Genomic DNA, 22,015 nt, shown 5'->3' on the forward strand with positions numbered 1-22,015 from the left:
GGCCACGAAGGGAAGAGGTCGACATGCGACGGGCCTGCGGCTACGTGACGCTGCTTCTGTGCGCGTCACTGTCCGCGTGCAGCACGGTGAGCGGCGGTGGCGGCGCCGGCACATTGCTGAAGCCCACCACTGCGCCGAGTGCCGCGGCGGGCGGCACGGACCTGGCCGGCGCGGCACTGGAGCCCGCGGACGTGAGCGGCCTCGCGGCGGCGAAGACGGCCGGTCGGCCCGAAGTGGAGGCCGCCCGGAGTGGCTGCGCGCCGCTGGCGTACGCCCTGTCCGGCGCGGCGGTGGGTGATCCGGCGGCCACGGTCGTGCGCCGTCTGTCGGGCGAGGGCGTCACGGTCACCACCGTCCTCGCCGAGTACCGTCCCGGCGAGGCCCTCGCGGCCATGGACGCGATCGGCACCGCCCTTGACGAGTGTGCGGACGGCTTCACGGCCACGGTCGACGGTGATGGGCGCGAGGTGGGCGACGTCGTCCCGGAGCTCGCTCCCGAAGGCACGGATCAGGCCATGGGATGGGGGGCGTCCGTGAGGAGTGCGCGGAAGTCGGTGCCGGTGAAGTCGGTCGTCCTGCGAGTCGGTGACAAGCTCGCCTACCTCAGCGGTACGCCCACCCTGCCCGCGGCCGCCATCGAAGCCCAGACGGCGAAGCTCTCCACATCGTGACCGCTCGTCCCGGCCCGTTGTGTCCGGCGTGGAACGCGCACCGGGACCAGCGCGTCCGTCAGCCCTCCAACCGCCGCCGCATACGCGCGAGGCGGTGGTCGAAGTGGATGTTGTACCAGGTCAGCCAGGTGACGAAGGCGATGCCCAGGACGAGTATCCCGATGCCCATCGTCGTCGAGCCGGTGGTCAGGCCGAGGGCGGCCGTGCCGAGGAAGAGGACGGCCATCAGGGGGAGCGCCCACCAGCGGTTGCGCCGCAGCCGGTGCTGGCGGGAGTCGACCAGCGCGGCCAACTGCTGTCGGCGGCGCGGGTCCTGCGGCGGGGGGTCGCCCTTGAGGATCTGGCGTTCCAGGGCGGGGATGTCGTCCGGCTCGGCGCCCGAGGCGGTCGCGTCCCTGCGGCGGATGCGGCGGACCAGCCACGGCACCCAGAAGGCCATCGCCACGGCGCCGAGCACCGCCGAGGGCCAGGACGACAGTCCGTTGGCGGCCAGCCGGACGATCACCCCCGCCACCAGGGCGAACAGGCCGATAGCCCATAAGCTGTCCTGCCATCGCCGCTTCGGACGGTCGTCGTGACGGGCTTCTTGCCGCGCGCTGCCGGCCATGTCCATCCCTTCACAGTCTCGGGTGCTTTGTCGCGTACCCGGGACCGTAAGGCGGGATGCGCGGCGAACTGGCCGCGCCGTACGGCCCGTTGACCTTGCCCCAGCACACCTTTACCTTGTCGACGTTCGTCATGTCAGATGTCGTTCGGTCCGCCGAACGGTGACGTGTCACCTCCACCGAGAGGCACCCGCATGAGCCGCATCGACGATCAACCCGAACCGCCGGGCCGCAGGCTGCTGTTGAAGGGCGCCGCGGCCGCCGGCGTCCTCGCCGCCGTCCCCGGCGTCGCCCACGCCGCCGCGTCCCCGAAGAAGGCCGCCCCGTACGTCAATCCGCTCGTCCGCAACCGTGCCGACCCGCACATCCACCGGCACACCGACGGCTTCTACTACTTCACCGCCACCGCCCCCGAGTACGACCGGATCGTCCTGCGCCGCTCCCGCACCCTCAACGGGCTCGGGAGCGCCGCCGAGTCCGTGATCTGGCGCAAGCACGCCACCGGCGCCATGGGCGCCCACATCTGGGCACCGGAGATCCACCGGATCGACGGCAAGTGGTACGTCTACTTCGCCGCCGCCCCGGCGGAGAGCGTGTGGGACATCCGGATCTGGGTGCTGGAGAACGCCCACCGCGATCCCTTCCGGGGGACCTGGGTGGAGAAGGGGCAGGTCAGGACCGCCTGGGAGACGTTCTCGCTGGACGCCACCACTTTCACCCACCGCGGCAGCCGCTACCTGGCCTGGGCGCAGCACGAACCCGGTATGGACAACAACACCGCCCTCTGGCTGTCCCGGATGGCGAACCCCTGGACCCTCACCGGCCCGCAGGTCAGACTCTCGACGCCCGAGTACGACTGGGAGTGCGTCGGATTCAAGGTCAACGAGGGCGCCGCCGTCATCGCCCGCCACGGGCGGCTGTTCATGACGTACTCCGCCAGCGCCACCGACGCCAACTACTGCATGGGCCTGCTGACCATCGACGCCGACGCCGACCTGATGAACCCCGCCAACTGGGTCAAGTCACCGACACCCGTCTTCACCAGCGACGACACCACCCGCCAGTACGGCCCCGGGCACAACAGCTTCACCGTCGCCGAGGACGGCCGTACCGACGTCCTCGTGTACCACGCCCGCCAGTACAAGGAGATCACCGGCGACCCGCTGCACGACCCGAACCGGCACACCCGCGTCCAGCGACTGGGCTGGCGGGCGGACGGCACGCCCGACTTCGGCGTCCCCGTCGCGGACACGGTGTGAGGGCGGGAACAGTGGTGTACCCGGGTGTCATGAGGCGGAGGAAAGCACCGGTCGCGGTGGGCCTGGCCGTGGCGGCGGCCCTGGCCGTCGTATCGTCCCCGGCCCAGGCGCGTCCGGCGCCGAGCTGCACCGGCACCGTCTGCCACTTCGACGTGCCACCGGGTACGTACGACGTGCGGGTGGTGCTCGGCGGGGACGCCCCCTCCCGTACGTCCGTCAGCGGGGAGACCCGGCGGGCGCTGCTGCCCGAGACGCCCGTGGGGGCGGGGGAGCGGGCCGTCCGCAGCTTCACCGTCGACGTCCGTACGCCGGAGGGGGAGCCCACCGGGCCGGACGGGAGCCCGGGGCTCGACCTGGTGCTCGGCGGGGCGGCGCCCGCGCTCGCCGATGTCCGGGTGAGCCCGGCCCGGCACGCCCGGCAGGTCTTCCTCGTCGGCGACTCCACGGTCTGCGACCAGCCGGGGGAGCCGTACTCCGGCTGGGGGCAGCAACTGCCCCGGTACCTGCGCAAGGGCGTGTCCGTCGCCAACCACGCCGACTCCGGTGAGAGCACGGTCAGCTACCTCGCCGACCCGAGGCTGTGGGACGCCGTCCGGTCGCGGGTCCGGCGCGGTGACCTCGTGCTGGTCCAGCTCGCCCACAACGACAAGACCACGGATGAGGCCACCTACCGGAACAATCTCCGGACCCTGGTGGAGGGCGTGCGGGCCGAGGGCGGGCGGCCGGTGCTGGTGACCCCGATCGTGCGGCGCTGGTTCAACGCCGACGGCACGCTGGACAACGGCACCGCCCTCCTCGTCAACGGCCTCGGCGTCGACCACCCCGCCGTCGTCCGGTCCCTCGCCGCCGACGAGGACGTACCGCTGATCGACCTCACCGCGCGGACCAAGGAACTCGTGGAGTCCCTCGGCGTCGAGGACTCCAAGGCGCTCTACCTCACCGACACCAAGCGCGACAACACGCACACCTCGGAGTACGGGGCCACGGTGTACGCCGGTCTGGTACGGGACGCCCTGGTCGAGCAGCGCCTGGTGCCGGAGGGGCTGGTCAGGGGCGACGGCAACTGACCCGTCCCGGGCGTCGGGGACGGGGTACGGACGCCCCCGGGTCTCCCGCCCCGGTGCCCAGGACACTTCGGCCGGTGCCGAACCGACCGCCGCCTACCGTGCCGTCCATGACCGACGCCCCGTACGCCACCCCCGCCGACCATGCCACCTCAGCCGACCATGCCACCCCCGCCACCCCGACCCCCTTCGCCGCGCTCCACCGGGCCGGGGAGCCCCTCCTCCTGCCCTGCGCCTGGGACCACGCCTCCGCGTACGCCCTGGCCGACCGCGGGTTCCCGGCGCTCGGCACGACCAGCCTCGGGGTCGCGGCGGCGGCCGGGCTGCCCGACGGGACTTCGGCGATCCGGGACCAGACCCTCGCCCTCGCCCTGGCCCTGGGCTCGGGACCCTTCCTGCTCTCCGTCGACGCGGAGGACGGCTTCAGCGACGACGCCGAGCAAGTGGCGCGGTTGGCGAAGGAACTGGCGGCGGTCGGTGCCGTCGGGGTCAACCTGGAGGACCGGCTCGGGGCCGTCGGCCGGCACGCCGCGAAGATCCGCGCCGTGAAGCAGGCGGCCCCCGGCCTCTTCGTCAACGCCCGCACCGACACGTACTGGTCCGGCGACGGCACCGGCACCCGGGAGCGGCTCGACGCCTACCGGGAGGCGGGCGCCGACGGTGTGTTCGTGCCGGGCCTGACCGACCCCGGCGAGATCGCCGCCCTCGTCGCCCACCTCGGCGACGTACCGCTCAACGTCCTGTACGCCCCCGGCGGTCCCGCCCTCCCGCACCTGGCCGACCTCGGCGTCCGCCGGGTCAGCCTCGGCTCGCTGCTCTACCGGCGGGCCCTGGGCGCCGCCGTCGAGGCCGCCGCCGACGTCCGCGCGGGACGGGTGCCGGGCGGGACGACACCGACGTACGAAGGGGTGGTGCGGATGATCGATCGCTGAGTACTGTGCGGCTTTCGTCGACGGACAACTCGCCCCGCGGGGCCGGAAAGTGAGCAGACAGATGCGACCGACGTACGTCCTGGTGCACGGAGCGTTCTCCAGTTCCTTCGCCTTCGCTCCGCTGCAGGCCGAACTCGGGCTGCTCGGGCACCGGTCCGTCGCCGTCGACCTCCCGGGCCACGGGTTCGCCGCGACGTACTCCCGGGCCTACCAGGCCCCGCAGGACCTCGAAGGGCTCGCCACCGCGCCCGGTGCCATCAAGGGCGTCACGCTCGCCGACAACGTCGCGCACCTCATCGGGACCCTGGAGCGGGCCAAGCGGAACGGGCCCGTGGTCCTGGTCGCGCACAGCCGGGGCGGGCTCACGGCCACCGTCGCGGCCAACCAGCGGCCCGACCTCATCGACCGCATCGTCTACGTCTCCGCCTGGTGCCCCGTCGACCTCGACGCCAACGCCTACTACGCCGAGCCCGAGATGGCCTCCGTCGACGCCGCGTCCCTGGCCTCGGCGCTGGCCGGCAACCCGGCCGAACTCGGGCTGCTGCGCGTCAACTTCCGCACCGCCGACCCCGCCGCCCTCGCGGCCCTCAAGGCAGCCTTCCTCGCCGACGGGACCGACGAGGAGTTCCTGGTCTTCCTCAACACCTTCCAGCCCGACGAGAACCTCGACACCGGCACCCCCGAGGACCGGGCCCGCGCCGACACCTGGGGGCGGATTCCGCGGACGTACGTCCGGCTCACCGAGGACACCAGCATCCCGCTCGCCATGCAGGACCGGATGATCCGCGAGGGCGACGCGCTGACGCCGGAGAACCCCTACGACGTCCGCACCCTCACCAGCAGCCACCTGAAGTGGCTGGTCGACCCGGCGCCGGCGGCCCGGGTGCTCGGCGACCTCGCCGTGCCGGCGCCCACCGGGTCATGACCGGCCGGCCCCGGGCCAGTTCGCCAGGGCCACATGCAGCGCCTCGATCGCCTTGTCCCAGGACGCCCGCACGTCCCGGGGGTCGTTGAACGCGCCGGCCGCCTCCAGGGCGCAGTACCCGTGGAAGGTGCTGCGCAACAGGCGGACCGCGTCGGTCAGGTCGGGCTCGGAGAGGCCGTAGGCGCGGAGCATGCCGTAGGTGATGTCGGCGGTGCGGCGCGGGGCGGGGGAGCCGGCCACCAGGGCGGGGTCGAGGCGGATCTGCGTGGCGGCGTACCGGCCGGGGTGGCGCAGCGCGTACGCCCGGTAGGCGCCGGCGAAGGCGGCCAGCGCGTCCTTCCCGGCGCGGCCGGCGACCGCCCGCGCGATCTCCTCGATCTGCTCCGCGCCCGCCCGCAGCGCCATCCGGGTGCGCAGCTCCTGGAGGTTCCTGACGTGCGAGTACAGGCTCGCGTCCTTCACACCGAAGCGGCGGGCCAGCGCGGACAGCGTGACCTTCTCGAAGCCCACCTCGTCGGCGAGTTCGACGGCGGCCGTGACGACGCGGTCGGCGCTGAGTCCGGCGCGGGGCATACGGGACCTCCGGTTACCTGGGGAAAGGCTGAAGCGCAGCCTATAGCGGGGCGCGCGACCTGCTTCGCCGTGTCCGGTACCGCCGTCCCTCACCCCCAGGCCGTTCGACGTTCATCTTCCGGATCGATCCTCCTCGGGCGGCGCGGCCGCGCCGGAAGACCAGGAGAGGCGACATGGGCCACGGACACGGACACACCCACGGGCAGCATCACCATCACGACCACGGCCACGGCCACGGCCACGAGCACGAGGCCACCGCGCCGCTGCCCGCCGCCTTCGACACCTCCGTCCCCGACGAGGCCCTCAGCCCCGAGCAGCAGTCCCGCCGGACCCTGCTGCGCCGCGCCGGACTGCTCGGCGCGGGCCTGGCCGCGAGCAGCGTGCTGGCCGGTGCCGCCACCGCGCCCGCGTACGCCCGTGGCGGCGGCAGCGGCAAGAAGGGGTTCCTGTGGCTGGCCGGTGACCACCACATCCACACCCAGTACAGCAGCGACGGCAAGTACCGGGTGATCGACCAGGTCCGCCAGGGCGCCCGGCACGGCATGGACTGGCTGGTCATCACCGACCACGGCAGCGGTACGCACGCCAAGATCGGCGTGGAGAAGGTCAACCCGGACATCCAGGACGCCCGCCGCGCCCACCGGGACACCCTGGTCTTCCAGGGCCTGGAGTGGAACATCCCGGCCGCCGAGCACGGCACCGTCTTCGTCCACCCGGGCAAGAACGAGGTCTCCGTCCTCAAGCAGTTCGAGTCCGGCTACGACGGTGCCGTCAAGGCCGCCTCCGGCTCCTCGCCCGCCAACGAGGCCCTCGCCATCGCCGGGCTGGCCTTCCTCTCCGAGCAGGTCCGGCGGCGCAAGGTCAAGGACGCCCTGATGCTCGCCAACCACCCGGCGCGCAAGGGCATCGACTCCCCGCACGAGATCCGCGCCTGGCGCGACGCCACCTCCGCGGGCCACCGCATCGCCGTCGGCATGGAGGGCGCCCCCGGCCACCAGGCCGGCGGCCTGCCCGAGCCGCTCGGCCCCGGCGGCGCCCGCGGCATCTACGACAACAGCCCCGGCGCCGACTCCTTCGCCGCCTACCCGCTGGAGTCCTACCGCACCTGGGGCGGCTTCGACTGGATGACCGCCACCGTCGGCGGCCTCTGGGACAGCCTGCTCGCCGAGGGCAAGCCGTGGTGGATCACCGCCAACTCCGACTCGCACCAGATCTACGGCGACACCGCCGCCCGCGGCGGCGGCGACTTCACCGCCAACGGCCGTCACGACGACCCGGTGTACGGCGGCAAGATCGACATCACCGAGAACGACTACTGGCCCGGCTACTACAGCCGCACCCACGTCGGCGCCGACGGCTTCTCCTACGCCGCCGTCATGGACGGCATCCGCGCCGGCCGGGTCTGGGTCGACCACGGCCAGCTCATCTCCGGCCTCGACGTCCGGGTCGTCGGCGGCGGACGCTGGGCCACCCTCGGCGGCGCCCTGCACGTCAAGAAGGGCACCCGGGTCTCCCTCGGCGTGGACGTGGCCCTGGCCGGCGGCCCCAACTGGGCCGGTTTCCAGCCCACCCTGGCCCGCGTCGACGTCGTCCAGGGCGATGTGACGGGAGAGGTGCGGGACAAGGACACCTTCACCGCGCCCACCGCCAAGGTGGTCAAGTCCTACGAGGTGAACAAGAACGCCGGCACGGTCACCCTCACCTACGACCTCGGCCGCGTCGACCGCCCCGTCTACCTCCGGCTGCGCGGCACCGACGGCAACCGGTCCGCCGTCGGCGCGCTGGGCGCGGCCGTCGACCCGCACGGCCCGGCCATCGACGTGGTGGGCGACGCCGACCCGTGGAAGGACCTGTGGTTCTACTCCAACCCGGTCTGGGTGCTGCCCTCGTGACCCCGCCGCCGTACGCCATCGGCGTCGACACCGACGTGACGGCGCTGCGCGACGCCGACCACCTGCTCTCGGACCTGGCGGCCCGGCTCGGCCTGCCCGAGGACGTGTTCGGCTGCACCCACCTGGTCCGGGACGGCGGCCGGCGGCGGGTGGCGCTGTCCCTGGCGGCGGCGGACGCGGCGGCGCTCGGCACCGCCCGCGCGGCACTCACCGGCCAGGGGTACGCGGTGACGGACGGCGCCCCCGACCGGTCCGGACGGGCGGTGCTCTACCCGGGCGCCGCCCGCCTGACCGGCACCCTGATGGTCGCGGAGCTGCTGGAGCGCTCCGCGATCGCCCGGGTCCGCGTGCTCGGCGACCCGGCACCGCCCGACCCGGGACTGCCGCTGGTGACCCGGGAGTTCGTCCGCCCCCGGTGGGAGGACGGCGAACTGGTCCTGGCCGCCATGCCGCACGCCGGCGGCACCCTCGTCCCCTTCGAGGACCCCGCCCCGACGCCCTGCTGCGCCGACCACTGACCGCACCGGAAAACCCGTACCGTCCCCTTCCCCGCGCGTCTTAGGGTGACCCGGCACATCGTCGGGGAAAGGGACTGGATGACGCACGAGGCACACCGCCACCGGACCGGCGGGGACACCGCGCGCACCGCGCGGCCCCTGTGGCGGCAGCGGGACTTCTCGGTCTTCTGGGCCGCGCAGACCCTCTCCGTCCTCGGCGACTCCTTCGCCCTGATCGCCCTGCCCCTGCTGGTGCTGGAGGCCACCGGCTCGATCGCCAGCATGGGCCTGCTCACGGCCGTCGGCGGCATCGCCTCGGTCGGCGCCGCCGTCTTCGCCGGGGCCGTCGTCGACCGCGTCGACCGCCGCAAGCTGCTCATCGGCTGCGACCTGGTCCGCCTGGCGCTGTACGGGGCGGTCCCGGTGGTCTGGCTGGCGGGCCCCCAGCTCTGGCTGCTGTACGTCGTGCTGCCGCTGTGCGAGGCCGTCGGCATGTTCTTCGCCGTCGGCTACGTCACGGTCGTGCGCGGCCTGGTCGGCACCGGGCAGCTCACCGAGGCCAACGGCCGGCTGAACGCCACCGCCGCAGCGGCCGGGGTGCTCGGACCGCTCGGCGCCGGAATGGTGGCCGCCTGGTCGGGACCCGCCACCGCGGTCGGTGTGGACGCCGCCAGCTTCGGCGTCTCGGCCGCCTGCCTGCTCCTCGTCCGGTTCCGGGCCCGCGCCGCGGACGACGCCCCCGGCGAGCGGCGCCCCGGCCTCTGGGCGGACCTGCGGGTCGGGGTGTCCTTCCTGTACGGACACCCGGTGCTGCGCGCCCTCACCGTGCTGCTGGCCGGGTTCAGCTTCCTCACCCTGGGCCTGAACGACCTGGTGATCTACCACCTCAAGCACGACCTCGGCCACGACGACGGCACGGTCGGCACCGTCATGGCGGCCGGCGCGGTCGGCACCATCACCGGGGCCCTGCTGGTCGCCCGGGTCCGCCGGCGGCTCGGCTTCGGCCGGACCTGGACCGGCGCGGTCGCGGTGTGCGGGCTGGCCTTCGCCGGACTGGGCTGGGTGCGCGAGGTGCCCGCCGTCGCCGTGCTGAGCGCGGCCTTCCTGGCCTGCGTCGGCATGGCGGGCACCTGCTCGATGTCGCTGCGGCAGGAGGTCACCCCGGAACACCTGCTGGGCCGGGTCACCTCCGCCTTCTGGACCCTGCACTACGCGGCGGCGCCGCTGGGCGCGGCCGCCCTCACCTGGGCGGCGGAGCACCGCGGCACCACGCCGGTGGCGCTGGTGGCGGGCGCCTGCTGCGTCCTGATCGCGGTCGTCGCGCTGTTCACGCCGGTCCACCGGCCGGGCCGGACAGCACCTGCCCGACGAACGCGTTGGTGAAGGTGCCCGCCGGGTCCAGCTCGCGGACCAGCGCGGCGAAGTCGCCGAGCCGCGGATACCGGGCGGCGAGGACCGCCGGTGCCGTGGTGAACACCTTGCCCCAGTGCGGCCGGGCGTCGAACGCGTCCAGCGCCTCCTCCACCCGCCGCACCACCGGCAGCACCGCCGGGGTGTCCGCGACCCAGGTGAAGTGCGCCGCCACGGTGTCCCGCCCGTACGCCGGGCTCAGCCACTGCGCGTCGGCGGCGACCGTGCGCACCTCGCAGGTCTGCAGCACCGGCGCCACCTCCTCGCGTATCGCGTCCAGCGCGCGCAGCGCGTCCAGGGCGTGCTCGCGCGGCATCAGGTACTCGGACTGGAGTTCGGCGCCGCTGCTCGGGGTGAACTCGGCGCGGAAGTGCGGCAGCCGCTCGTGCCAGGGCCCCGGCACCCCGAACTGCTCGGTGCAGTTCACCGCGGGCATCCCCGGCACCGGGTGCATCTTCTCGGTGGCCGGCGCGGCGTACGGGAAGTCGGGCAGGGGCCGGTCGGTGCGGCGCTTGAGCCACACCTGGCGGAAGCCGGGCGCCCGCCAGTCGGTGAACAGGCTCACGCTGTACGCCGCCGACATCACCGCGGCGAGGCTCTCCGCGTCCAGCGTGGCGAACGGCAGTTCGGTGAAGACGTGCTGCTCGACCTCGTAGGCGGGCTCCAGGTCCAGGGTGAGCGCGGTCACCACGCCCAGCGCGCCGAGCGAGGTGACGGCCCCGCCGAACCGCTCGTCGCCCCGGGCGAGCGCCACCGTCGTACCGCCGGCCGTGACGAGTTCCACCTCGCGCACCACCGAGGCGAGTGAGCCGTTGGTCACACCCGAGCCATGGGTGCCGGTCGCGACCGACCCGGCGACCGAGATGTGCGGCAGCGAGGCCATGTTCGGCAGCGCCAGTCCGTGGGCGTGCACCACCCGGGCCAGCTCCGCGTACCGGACGCCGCCGCCCACCCGGACCGTACGGCCCGCCGTGTCGACGTCGACCTCGCCGGGCAGGCCGGCCAGGGACAGCAGGACGCCCCCGGCGCCGGGCTCGGCTATCTCGTTGAAGGAGTGTCCGCTGCCCAGTACCCGCACCCGGGTGCTCCCGGCGACCAGCGTCCGCAGCGCGTCCAGCGACCGCGGCCGGTGCAGTTCCCCGGCCTTGTACGTGATGTTGCCGGCCCAGTTGGTCACGGTGGTGTCGGTCATACCGCAGCCCTCTCATCGATCCGTCGAGGACCCGCGGTCCTCCGCCGGAAACCTACCTGGCCCCGTGGAAGGGGCCCCGGCGGGGAAGCCGCACCAGCGGGGGCATACCGTGAGAAGTCGAACGCCTGAGCCGGGAGGAGACACGGATGGGCAGCCGTACCGCGCTGGTCGAGGATCTGATGGAGCGCTTTCCGCACGTACCGCGGGAGGCGGTCTTCAAGGAGGACCTGCTCCGCGGCGGGGTGGCCTTCGACCCGAGCGCCCTCAGCGACAACGAGGACGGTGAGGTCAAGCCGAAGTCGTACTTCATCTTCTCCTTCGACCACGGCACCCTGCCCGAGCTGGGCGAGGCCGCGCTGCGCCGCCCGCCCGAGGAGATCATCCTCACCGGCGGCCCCTACGACCTGCGCCGCACGGTCGTCTCGGTGCGGGTCAACCCGTCCTCGCCGTACCGCGTCGCCGCCGGCGAGGACGGGGTGCTCGGCCTCTACCTCGACGGCAGGCGGATCGCGGACGTCGGCGTGCCGCCGATGCCGGAGTACTACCGGCACACCCTCTCCAACGGCAAGTCGGTCATGGAGGTCGCCCCGACCATCCAGTGGGGCTACCTGATCTACCTGACCGTCTTCCGGGTCTGCCAGTACTTCGGCGCCAAGGAGGAGTGCCAGTACTGCGACATCAATCACAACTGGCGCCAGCACAAGGCGGCCGGCCGCCCCTACACGGGCGTGAAGGACGTCGAGGAGGTGCTGGAGGCCCTGGAGATCATCGACCGGTACGACACCCAGAAGGCGTCCACCGCGTACACCCTCACCGGCGGCGCCATCACCTCCACCGTCTCCGGCCGGGACGAGGCCGACTTCTACGGCCACTACGCCAAGGCCATCGAGGAGCGCTTCCCCGGCCGCTGGATCGGCAAGGTGGTCGCCCAGGCGCTGCCCCGCGACGACGTGCAGCGCTTCAAGGACTACGGCGTGCAGATCTACCACCCCAACTTCGAGGTGTGGGACGAGTACCTGTTCAAGCGGTACTGCCCCGGCAAGGAGCGCTACGTCGGCCGCGACGAGTGGCACCGGCGCATCCTGGACTCGGCGGAGATCTTCGGCGCCCGCAACGTCATCCCGAACTTCGTGGCCGGCGTGGAGATGGCCGAGCCGTTCGGCTTCAAGACGGTCGACGAGGCCATCGCCTCCACCACCGAGGGCCTGCGCTTCTTCATGTCGCACGGCATCACGCCCCGGTTCACCACCTGGTGCCCCGAGCCCACCACCCCGCTCGGCAAGGCCAACCCGCAGGGCGCCCCCCTGGAGTACCACATCCGGCTGCTCCAGGCGTACCGGCAGACCATGGAGGACTTCGGTCTCTCCTCGCCCCCCGGCTACGGCCCGCCCGGCGCCGGCAACGCGGTGTTCTCCGTCAGCTCCTTCATGGACAGCCTCCCGGCGGACGAGGCCGTGGAGGTCTGACGGGGCGTACGGGGCGGGTGTGCCGGGCCGCGCGCTCGCCCGTACGGCGCTTGTCAGTGCCGACGGGGACGTGAAAGGCTCGGCGCCTGCCGCGAGGTTCCCCCCAACTCCGTCGTCGTCATGACGAGTTGGCCTCGCTCGTGGACGCGGGAGAGCCATGCCCGACCTGCCGATCCCCGAGGACGCCGCCGAGGCCGCGCTGTTCTCCGAGTGCTGGGACGCCGTCTTCTCCTACGCCGACCTGTGCACGGCCGGGTCGGCCGCCGCGAGCAGGCTGGCCGCGCAGGCGTTCGCGCGGGGCACGCGCGAGGCCCGCGGCACCGGCCGCCCGGCCAGGCTGCCCCGCGTCCCCCTGCTGCTGACCGCCGTACGGGCCACGGCGGCGTCCTGGGAGGCCGCCGGGCGCGGCCAGGAACTCGACCCCGGCCTGAGACTGTGGCTGCACTCCCCGGAGGCCGCCCGCCACACCGGCCCGCCGCCGCGCCGCCCGCTCGCCCTGCGCGCCCTCAGGGAACTGCGGGCCCCGGACGCCGAACTGCTCTGGCTGGCCGACGTGGAGGCGCTGCCGCTGACCGGGGTGGCCCGCCGCCTCGGCCTCGACCCGGCCACCGCCGCCGACCGGCTCGAACGGGCCCGCGCCCGGTTCCGGGACCGCTGCCGCCGCGCCCGCTTCGACGGCCCCTGCCGCGACCACGCCGCGTTACTGGACGCGGTCACCGGCTCGCCCGGCGCCGACCTCCCCGAGGACCTCTCGCGCCACCTCGCCACCTGCGCCGACTGCGCCGAGGCCGCCGCCTGCCTGCGCCCGCACGGCACCGCCCCGGCCGCCGCACTGGCCGCCGGGGTCCTCGGCTGGGGCGGCCCCGCCTACCTGGAACGCCGCCGCCGGGCCGCCGACGCCCGCCTCGGCGCGGCGCCTCCGGGCCCGGCCGACGCCGACGAGGAGCGCCCGGTGCCCGGCGGGCACCGCGCCCGGATGCGCCGCGGCGGTCTGCTGCTCGCCGCCGCGGCGGTGTCCCTGCTGGCCCTCGGCGTCTCCCTGATGCCCCTCGGCTCCTCCTCCGGCACCGCAGCCCCCGCGCCCGCCGGCGGCGCCGGCCGCCGTACGGCCGCCGACCCCGTGCCCGCGCCACCGCCGCCGTCCGTCACCGCGCGGGCCCGCCCGTCCGCCGCCGGGACCACCGGGACGCCCGGGGCCGGCCCCGGCCGGCACCCCTCCGGCCCCGGCCCGGAACCCGAACCCCGGGCCACCGCCACGGCCACCCCGGTCACCGACCCCGACCCCGACCCCGAGCCCGAGCCCGCCCCGACCGCGTCCCCGGACTGCCGCGTCCGCTACGACCTGGTCGACCAGTGGCCCGACGGCTTCCAGGCCGCCGTCACCGTCACCACCGGCCGCGCCCTCGACGACTGGCGGGTGACCTGGACCTTCCCCGACGGCCAGCGCGTCACCCGGATGTGGGACGCGACCGCCACCCAGGACGGCCCCCGCGTCACCGCCGACGCCGCCGACTACAACCGCGCCCTCCCCGCCGGCGGCAGCGTCGGCTTCGGCTTCCTCGCCTCCTGGCGGGACCGCAACTCCCCACCGGGCGACATCACCCTGAACGGGCGTGCCTGCGCGGCCGACTGAACCCTCCGGCCCGGCCAGGAGGGGGGAACCGGACAATCCCCCGCGACCGCTGAATCGTTTGCCCCGTGCCGGGCGCGATGAATGAACCGACCACCGGCGGCGCCGGGTGCGCGGGCCGACCGATGCGGTGCGCCCCCGGCCCGTTCCGCAGGGATTTCCGGCCACTTCTGCGCCTTGCCGACCGATGTGCCGGTTGGCACGAGTTGCCCTGTTATTCCCTGTACGAGCGTGTCCCGCCTGCCGGAGCCTTGCCGTGAGCAGGTGCTCCGGACCGGTGGGTGCCTGCGGGAACGGGGGTCTCGTGGACGAGTCCAGCGCAGCGGCGGACCCGGACGACGCGATCCGCGCGGTGCGCGGCGGCGACGCGACGCCCGGCGGATCGCTGCCGAAGGGCGGGGGAGCAATCCGGCCGATCGGCGAGAAGTTCACCACCGACCCGGCACGCGGCACCGGCCGGATGACCGTGCCGCTCGCCCTCAGCACCGCCCGCGAGCTGACACCGGCCCTGACACTCGACTACGACTCGGGCGCGGGCAACGGACCGTTCGGCATCGGCTGGCAACTCTCCCTGCCGGCCGTCACCCGCCGCACCGACAACGGCCTGCCCCGGTACCGCGACAGCGCGGCCGGCCCCGACGCCGACGCCGACGTCTTCCTCCTCACCGGCGCCGACGACCTCGTACCGTACCCGCCGGGGCAGGACGGCGACGGCTCCGCGCACCCCGGCTACCGCGTGCGCCGCTACCGGCCGCGGGTCGAGGGCGACTTCACCAGGATCGAGCGCTGGACCCGCACCGCGGACGGCGACGTGCACTGGCGGACCCTGTCGGCGGACAACCTGCTGAACGTCTACGGCCGCGACGGCGCGTCCCGGATCACCGATCCCGAGGACCCGCGCCGGGTCTTCGGCTGGCTGCTGTGCGAGACCCGCGACGACCGGGGCAACGCCGTGCACTACCGCTACCTGGCCGAGGACGCCGAGGGCGTCGACACCACCGCGCCGCACGAGCGGTGCCGGGGCGCCGCGGACAGCCCCCGGCGGCGCGTGGCCCGCTATCCGTACAGCGTCCGCTACGGCAACCGGGTCCCGCTGCTGGACGGCGACGGCCGCCGGCCGGTGGACGTGAGCGCGGAACGACTGCGCGACGCGCAATGGATGTTCGAACTGGTCCTCGACTACGGCGGCCACGACGGCGACGCCCCCACCCCGCTGCCCACGGCGCCGTGGCCGTGCCGCGCCGACCCGTTCTCCACCCACCGCCCCGCCTTCGAGGTGCGCACCTACCGGCTGTGCCGGCGCGCGCTGATGTTCCACCACTTCCCCGGCGAACCCGGCGTGGGCCAGGACTGCCTCGTCGCCGCCACCACCTTCGGCTACCGCGCCGACCCCGACGCGCAGGGCGTGCCGGGCGACACCGCGCGGGGCCACATCGGCGGTTCCTTCCTGGAGTCGCTCACCGTCAGCGGCTTCGAGCGCGCCGCGGGCGGCGGGTACACCAGCCGGTCGCTGCCGCCGCTCACCCTCACCTACACGCGCGCCGAGATCAGCACCGAGGTGCGCCGCCTCGACGCGGGCAGCCTGGAGAACCTGCCCGCGGGCCTGGACGAGACGTCGTACGACTGGGTCGACCTCGACGGCGAGGGACTGTCCGGCGTGCTGAGCGCGCGGGAGGACGCCTGGTACTACAAGCCCGGCCTCGGCGGCGGCAGCCTCGGCCCGCTGCGCCGGCTCGCCACCCGGCCGGCCCTGCCGCCGGCCGGGCCGGGCCGGGAACTGACCGACCTCGACGGCGACGGACGGCTCGACCTGGTCCGCCTGGACGGCGAGCCGCGCGGCTTCCACGCCCGGACCGCGGACGGCGGCTGGGAGCCGTTCGTCCCGTTCGTCTCCGCCCCCGCCGTCGATCCCGACACCCCGGCCACGCGACTGGTGGACCTCACCGGGGACGGCCTCGCGGACCTGCTGACCGCCGAGGACACCGGCGTCGTGTGGTACCCGTCGCTCGGCGCGCGGGGCTTCGGCGGACCGCGCACCGCCCCGCACCCCGACGAGGACGGCACCGGACCGCGCCCGCTGCTCGGCGACAGCACCCGGACCCTGTTCCTCGCCGACATGTCCGGCGACGGCCTCACCGACCTGGTGCGGATCGGCAACGGCGAGATCCGCTACTGGCCGAACCTCGGCCACGGCCGGTTCGGCGCCCCCGTCGTGATGAGCGACGCCCCGCCGCTCGGCACCCCCGAGGACTTCGACCCCCGCCGGGTCCGGCTCGCCGACGTCGACGGCTCCGGCACGACCGACCTGCTGTACCTGGCCCGGGACGGCGTGCGGCTCTGGTACAACCGCTCCGGCAACGCCTGGAGCCCGGAGAACCGGCTGCCCGCCCTCCCGCACCTCGGCCACCCCGCCCAGGTCCGGGTCGCCGACCTGCTGGGCAACGGCACCGCCTGTCTGGTCTGGTCCTCGCCGCTGCCCGCCGACGCCGGCGATCCGCTGCGCTACGTCGACCTCATGGGCGGCACCAAACCGCACCTGCTGGTCGGCGCCGACAACCACATGGGCGCCGAGACCCGGGTCGGCTACGCCCCGTCCACCGCCTTCTACCTCGCCGACCGGCGGGCCGGCCGCCCCTGGCACACCCGCCTGCCGTTCCCGGTCCACGTGGTCGAGCGGTGCGAGCACCTCGACCACGTCCGGCGCACCCGCTTCACCACCCGCTACTCCTACCACCACGGCCACTTCGACGGCGTGGAACGGGAGTTCGCCGGCTTCGGCCTGATCGAGCGGCACGACACGGAGGCGTACGAGGGGTACGCCGCCGAAGCGGCCCGCACCGGCGGCGCCCAGGAGACCGACCCGGCCCTCTACCAGCCGCCGGTCACCACCCGGAGCTGGTTCCACACCGGCGCCCACCCGGACGGTCCCGGACTGCTGGAGCGGATCACCGCCGAGTTCTACCTCGGACAGCGTCACCTGCCCGGCCCGGAACTCCCCGGCGGCCTGGACGCCGGCGAACTGCGCGACTGCCTGCGGGCCCTGCGGGGCCGCCCGCTGCGCACCGAGGTCTACAGCTTCGACGGCACCGCCGACCAGGACCACCCCTACACGGTCACCGAGACCGCCTACGCCGTCGAGCGGCTCCAGCCCCGGGGCCCGGCGCGCCCGGTCTTCCTGGTCAACGAGCGGGCCACGATGACCCGCACCTACGACCGCGACCCCTCCGACCCGCGCGTCACCCACCGTGTCGTCCTCGAACACGGCCCGCACGGCGAGGTGCTGAGGTCGGTGTCCGTGGTCCACGGCCGCCGGGTCGCCGACCCCGCGCTGCCCGCCGAGGTCACCCGGGACCAGACGCGCACCCACATCGTGTGCACGGAGACCGAGTACACCCCCGACCTCGACACCGGCTCCCCCGTCCCGGTCCACCGGCTCGGCCGGCCCTTCGAGACCCGCAGCTCCGAGATCACCGGCCTCACCCCGGCCGCGGGCGCCTTCACCCCGCGCGAACTGCGCGAGGGCATCGGCCGGGCCGCCCCCCTCGCCTACGAGGACGAGGCGGACGGCACCGCCGTGCGGCGGCGCCCGCTCGCCGTGGAGCGCACCCTGTTTCGCGACGACGCCCTGGCCCCGCTGCCGCTCGGCCACTGGGACACCCTCGCCCTGCCCTACGAGGGCTACCGGCTGGCCTTCACCCCGCACCTGGTGGCGGACCGGTACGGCGGGCGGATCAGCGACGCCGACCTGACCGCCGCCGGTTACGTGCGCCTCGCCGACGGCGCCGACTGGTGGGTCCCGTCCGGCACCGACGTCCACCCGCCCGGGAACCCCGCCGCCCGCTTCTACCGGCCCGTCGGCACCCGGGACCCGTTCGGCGTGGAGACGGTCACCGACTTCGACGTCCACGACCTGCTGCCGGTCCGCCGCCGGGTCGTCCAGGCCGCCTGGAACACCGTCGAACTGGCCAACGACTACCGGGTGCTGGCCCCGGTCCGGCTGACCGACCCCAACGGCAACCGCTCCGCGGTCGGCTACGACGAACTGGGCCTGGTGGTGCGGACCGCGCTGCTCGGCAAGGAGGGCGCGGGCGAGGGCGACACCCTGGCCGACCCGACCACCCGCCTGGAGTACGACCTCTTCCAGTGGGAGCGGCACCGCGCGCCGAACGTCAGCCGCCTGCTCGCCAAGGAGCGGCACGGCGACCCCGGCTCACCGCTGCGCGAGTCGTACACCTACCTCGACGGCGCCGGCACCCCGGCCCTCGTCAAGAGCCGCACGGCACCCGGCGAGGCGCTGGTCCCGGGCCCCGACGGCACCCCCGTCACCGTGCAGGCGTCCCCGCGCTGGACCGGCACCGGACGGACCGTCGTCAACAACAAGGGCCTGCCGGTCAAGCAGTACGAGCCGTACTTCAGCCCCACCCACGCCTACGACCCCGAGGAGGCGATGCGCACCATCGGCTCCACCGCGATCCGCTTCTACGACCCGGTGGGCCGCCTGGTCCGCACCGAGCTGCCGGACGGCACCTTCACCCGCAGCGACTTCGGACAGTGGTCCACCCGCTTCCACGACGCCAACGACACCGTCCGCCAGAGCCGCTGGTACGAACTGCGGGGCCGCCCCGACCCGCGCACCGAGCCCGAACCGGTGGCCGACGCCGAGCGGCGGGCCGCCTGGCTCGCCGCCCGGCACGCGGACACACCGGCCGAGGCGCACCTGGACAGCCTGGGCCGCCCGGTGCTGACCGTCGCCCGGTACGAGGACGGCACGACGGCGTCGGTACGCTCCGAGACCGACCTGACCGGCCGCCGCACCGCCCTCTTCGACCAACTGGGCCGGGCGGTCGCCTCGGGCTTCACCGGGATGGCCGGCACCCCCTTCGAACTCGACAGCGCCGAACGCGGCCGCCGCTGGACCTTCACCGACATCGCCGGCCGCCTGGTGCGGACCTGGGACGAGCACGGCCAGGAGCTGCGCGCCGAGTACGACGCGCTGCGCCGCCCCGTGACCGGGCTGCGCTCCAGCGGCGGCACCGAGACGGTCTACCAGCACGCCGTGTACGGCGACCGGCACCCCGAGGCCGCCGAGCGCAACCTCCTCGGCACCGTCCACCAGGTCTTCGACACCGACGGCAGCACCCGCGTCCAGCGCGCCGACCTGCACGGCATCCCCACCGAGGTGGAACGCCTGTTCACCCGCGACCACACCGCCGACCCGGACTGGCGCGCGGTGACGGACGCCGCCGGCTACCAGGCGGTCCAGTCGGCCGCGGCCCCCCTGCTGGACACCGGCGCCCCCTTCACCTCCACCACCGCCCACGACGCCCTCGGCCGCCCGGTGCGGCTCACCCTCCCGGACGGCACCGCGCTCGTCCCCCGGTACGACGAGTCCGGGCTGCCCGCCTCCATCGCGGCCCACCTGCCGGGCCGGGCCGCACCGGTCACCTTCCTCCAGGAACAGGAGTACGACGCGCTCGGCCGCCGCCGCTCCGCCCGGTTCGGCAACGACGTGCGGACCCGCTCCACCTACGACCCGGCGACCAGACGCCTGACCGGCCTGCTCACCGGCCCGGCCACGGCCCCGTTGCAGGACCTGCGCTACACCTACGACCCGGTCGGCAACGTCACCCAGGTCCGCGACGGCGCCCAGCAGACCCACTTCTTCGCCAACCAGGTCGTCTCCCCGACCACCCGCTACGAGTACGACGCCCTCTACCAGCTCGTCCGGGCCGCCGGCCGGGAGCACGCGGGCGGCGCCAACGACACCACCCGTACCGACGCCGACGTCGAGGCCGTGAGCGGACTCCCGCACGCCAACGACGCGGCGGCGGTGCGCGCGTACAGCGAGACCTACGAGTACGACCCGCTCGGCAACCTCACCGCCCTGCGGCACCGGGCCGCCCAGGACCTGTGGACCCGCCGCTACCGCTACGCGTACCAGAGCGACCCCGCCGACCGCACCAACCGCCTGCGGGCCACCAGTCGCCCCGGCGACCCGGAGGACGGCCCGTACACCGCCACCTACGACCACGACGCCCTCGGCCGGATGACGCGGCTGCGCGGCACGGCCCCCGACGAACTGGTCTGGGACGCGTTCGACCGGCTGCGCCGGGCGGAACTGGGCGGCGGGGGAACGGCGTACTACCGCTACGGCGCCGGCGGACAGCGCACCCGCAAGGTGATCGAACGCCCCGGCGGGGAGATCGTCGAACACCTCTACCTGGGGCCGCTGGAGATCCACCGCCGGCGGCAGGGCCCGGCCGCCCCCTTCTACGAACGGCACACCCTGCACCTGTCCGACAACACCGGCCGGGTCGCCCAGGTCGACATCAAGCGCCGCGACGACCGCGCCACCGACCCGGCGAACCCCCTGGGCGTCCCCCTGGTGCGCTACCAGTACGGCAACCACCTCGGCTCCGCCACCCTGGAGACCGACGACACCGGCCGCCCCGTCTCCTACGAGGAGTACCACCCCTACGGCACCACCGCCTACCGCAGCGGCCGCCCGGACACCGACCTGAGCCTGAAGCGCTACCGCTTCGCGGGCAAGGAACGGGACGAGGAGACCGGGCTGTACTGCATCGGCGCCCGGTACTACGCCCCCTGGCTGGGCCGCTGGACCAGCCCGGACCCGGCGGGGTTCGCCGACGGCCTGAACCTGTACCGGTACTGCGGCGACAACCCGGTGATGTTCACCGACCCCGACGGGCACGGCAAGAAACGCAAGCCCGAGCCCGGCGACCTCAACCCGGCGGGCCGCCGGAGCGAATACACCCTCAGGGTGCCCAAGGGACGCAAGGCACCGGTGCTCACCGGAGCGGACTTCGAGAAGATCCTGCCGCCGAACAACCCCCGGTTCCCCTACACCCCGGGCAGCGCGGTCTTCGCGGGCTGGGACCGCAGGAGCGACGGCACGCGCTTCCCGGTCTTCAACGCCGAGTGGCTCGACCCGGAGACCGGCAGACCACGGCTGCCCCGGGTGGGCGAGCCGGGCTACGTGGCCACCTGGTCGAGCCAGCACCCTCCCGAGTACGGCACCCCGGGCGACCCGAGCACCATCAAGACGATCAATGAACACGTCGCGCCGCGCGCCCAGGACGCGCTCGTCGGGGACGCCGCCCGCGCCCAGTCCGGCTCCACGCCCACCATGGTGTCGCCGAAGGCGGTGTCGGACACCAAGACCCCCGGTGACAACGCGGCGACCCGGGCACTGAAGGCGCAGCTCGCCGCGGGCAAGCCCATCGACGAGGTCGAGGACATCGCCCTGCCCGGCCTGGCCCGGATGAAGGCGGCCAACCAGGCACACGGCTCCCCGATCCCGCAGGGCTCCGCCGAGCGCGCCACGCTGGCGCAGCTCGACTACAAGTTCGGCGAGGAGCGGCTCGGCGAGGTACAGAACAAGATCGCCGCGCACACCCGGGCCGGTTCCGCCCCCGGCCGCCTGCGGCGCCTCGGGGCCGGGGCGAGCGGCGTGGGCAACACCCTGGCCGAGGCGGTGGTCCCCGGCTTCGGCGAGGCGGTGCTCGTCGGCACGTTCGCGGAGTCCTTCGTGATCGGCACCCTGGGCGTCACCTCGGGCGCGCTGCCCGCGGTGGCCTCGGCGGTCTCCGCGGCGCCGGCCACCTTCGCCTGGTCGGTCACCCTGCCCGCCATGGGCGGCGCGGCCGCCGGCACCGCCGTCGAGGAGACGCTGCGCGAGGCGGGCGCGGGAGAGGCGGTCTCCCTCGGAGCGGCCGTGGCCGGGGCGGCCCTCATGGGCGCGGCCATCGGCACGCTGGTGCCCGTGCCCGGCGTGAGCACGGCGGTGGGAGCCGGCATCGGGGCGCTGATCGGGGTCGCCGGCTACGCGCTGAGCAAATGGCTGTGAGCGGACAGAACCACGACAGGACGAGCTGATCA

The 22,015-nt window shown here is 74.4% G+C and carries 14 protein-coding genes; 11 read left to right on the plus strand and 3 right to left on the minus strand.

Annotation, left to right across the window (positions count from 1 at the left end):
- Positions 1-23 precede the first annotated feature (23 nt).
- Positions 24-671 carry a hypothetical protein gene (locus tag ACFY32_RS18005; RefSeq protein ID WP_390674673.1) on the plus strand — a complete coding sequence of 216 codons (648 nt, stop codon included), beginning with the start codon at positions 24-26 and terminating at the stop codon, positions 669-671.
- A 58-nt stretch (positions 672-729) separates the two neighbouring features.
- Here ACFY32_RS18005 and ACFY32_RS18010 read toward each other — a convergent pair whose 3' ends face one another.
- Positions 730-1,278 carry a hypothetical protein gene (locus ACFY32_RS18010; RefSeq protein ID WP_390674674.1) on the minus strand — a complete coding sequence of 183 codons (549 nt, stop codon included), beginning with the start codon at positions 1,276-1,278 and terminating at the stop codon, positions 730-732.
- Between the two features lie 192 nt (positions 1,279-1,470).
- Here ACFY32_RS18010 and ACFY32_RS18015 point away from each other — a divergent pair, with 192 nt between their 5' ends.
- The 4 genes from ACFY32_RS18015 (at position 1,471) to ACFY32_RS18030 (ending at position 5,456) form a co-directional block, all read left to right on the plus strand.
- Entirely contained in the window at positions 1,471-2,535 is a 1,065-nt protein-coding gene (locus ACFY32_RS18015) for a glycoside hydrolase family 43 protein (protein ID WP_359198347.1), read from the plus strand.
- Between the two features lie 29 nt (positions 2,536-2,564).
- A complete protein-coding gene (locus tag ACFY32_RS18020) occupies positions 2,565-3,602 on the plus strand; it encodes a rhamnogalacturonan acetylesterase (protein ID WP_390674675.1) in 1,038 nt (345 codons plus the stop codon).
- A gap of 107 nt (positions 3,603-3,709) precedes the next feature.
- Positions 3,710-4,531 carry an isocitrate lyase/phosphoenolpyruvate mutase family protein gene (locus ACFY32_RS18025; RefSeq protein WP_390674676.1) on the plus strand — a complete coding sequence of 274 codons (822 nt, stop codon included), beginning with the start codon at positions 3,710-3,712 and terminating at the stop codon, positions 4,529-4,531.
- A gap of 61 nt (positions 4,532-4,592) precedes the next feature.
- A complete protein-coding gene (locus ACFY32_RS18030; protein ID WP_390674677.1) occupies positions 4,593-5,456 on the plus strand; it encodes an alpha/beta hydrolase in 864 nt (287 codons plus the stop codon).
- Here the strand turns inward: ACFY32_RS18030 and ACFY32_RS18035 are convergent.
- Positions 5,451-6,029: a WHG domain-containing protein gene (locus ACFY32_RS18035; protein ID WP_359198358.1), complete on the minus strand. Its 579-nt coding sequence runs from the start codon at positions 6,027-6,029 to the stop codon at positions 5,451-5,453. The two genes, ACFY32_RS18030 and ACFY32_RS18035, sit on opposite strands and share 6 nt — an antisense overlap.
- A gap of 173 nt (positions 6,030-6,202) precedes the next feature.
- Between ACFY32_RS18035 and ACFY32_RS18040 the strand changes: the two genes are divergently transcribed.
- From ACFY32_RS18040 to ACFY32_RS18050, 3 genes are all read left to right on the plus strand, one after another.
- The gene (locus ACFY32_RS18040) at positions 6,203-7,921 is read left to right on the plus strand and encodes a PHP domain-containing protein (protein WP_359198361.1); all 1,719 of its coding nucleotides are present in this window, start codon (positions 6,203-6,205) and stop codon (positions 7,919-7,921) included.
- Positions 7,918-8,439, plus strand: coding sequence for a hypothetical protein (locus ACFY32_RS18045; RefSeq protein ID WP_390674678.1), 522 nt, complete (start codon positions 7,918-7,920; stop codon positions 8,437-8,439). Before ACFY32_RS18040 ends, ACFY32_RS18045 begins: the two co-directional genes overlap by 4 nt.
- 78 nt (positions 8,440-8,517) lie before the next feature.
- The gene (locus ACFY32_RS18050) at positions 8,518-9,801 is read left to right on the plus strand and encodes an MFS transporter (protein ID WP_390674679.1); all 1,284 of its coding nucleotides are present in this window, start codon (positions 8,518-8,520) and stop codon (positions 9,799-9,801) included.
- Here ACFY32_RS18050 and ACFY32_RS18055 read toward each other — a convergent pair.
- Positions 9,746-11,020 (minus strand): D-arabinono-1,4-lactone oxidase, encoded by a 1,275-nt coding sequence (locus ACFY32_RS18055; RefSeq protein ID WP_359198370.1) that lies wholly within the window; start codon positions 11,018-11,020, stop codon positions 9,746-9,748. The two genes, ACFY32_RS18050 and ACFY32_RS18055, sit on opposite strands and share 56 nt — an antisense overlap.
- 146 nt (positions 11,021-11,166) lie before the next feature.
- On the opposite strand from ACFY32_RS18055, the gene ACFY32_RS18060 reads away from it, so the two are divergent.
- The 3 genes from ACFY32_RS18060 (at position 11,167) to ACFY32_RS18070 (ending at position 21,983) form a co-directional block, all read left to right on the plus strand.
- On the plus strand, positions 11,167-12,486 hold the full coding sequence (locus ACFY32_RS18060) for a radical SAM protein (protein ID WP_359198372.1): 1,320 nt from the start codon (positions 11,167-11,169) through the stop codon (positions 12,484-12,486).
- A 157-nt stretch (positions 12,487-12,643) separates the two neighbouring features.
- The gene (locus ACFY32_RS18065; RefSeq protein WP_390674680.1) at positions 12,644-14,119 is read left to right on the plus strand and encodes a cellulose binding domain-containing protein; all 1,476 of its coding nucleotides are present in this window, start codon (positions 12,644-12,646) and stop codon (positions 14,117-14,119) included.
- A 301-nt stretch (positions 14,120-14,420) separates the two neighbouring features.
- Positions 14,421-21,983: a SpvB/TcaC N-terminal domain-containing protein gene (locus ACFY32_RS18070; protein ID WP_390674681.1), complete on the plus strand. Its 7,563-nt coding sequence runs from the start codon at positions 14,421-14,423 to the stop codon at positions 21,981-21,983.
- The last annotated feature ends 32 nt before the right edge of the window (positions 21,984-22,015 follow it).

Source organism: Streptomyces sp. NPDC000134 (genome assembly GCF_042899225.1).
Taxonomy (GTDB): Bacteria; Actinomycetota; Actinomycetes; order Streptomycetales; family Streptomycetaceae; genus Streptomyces.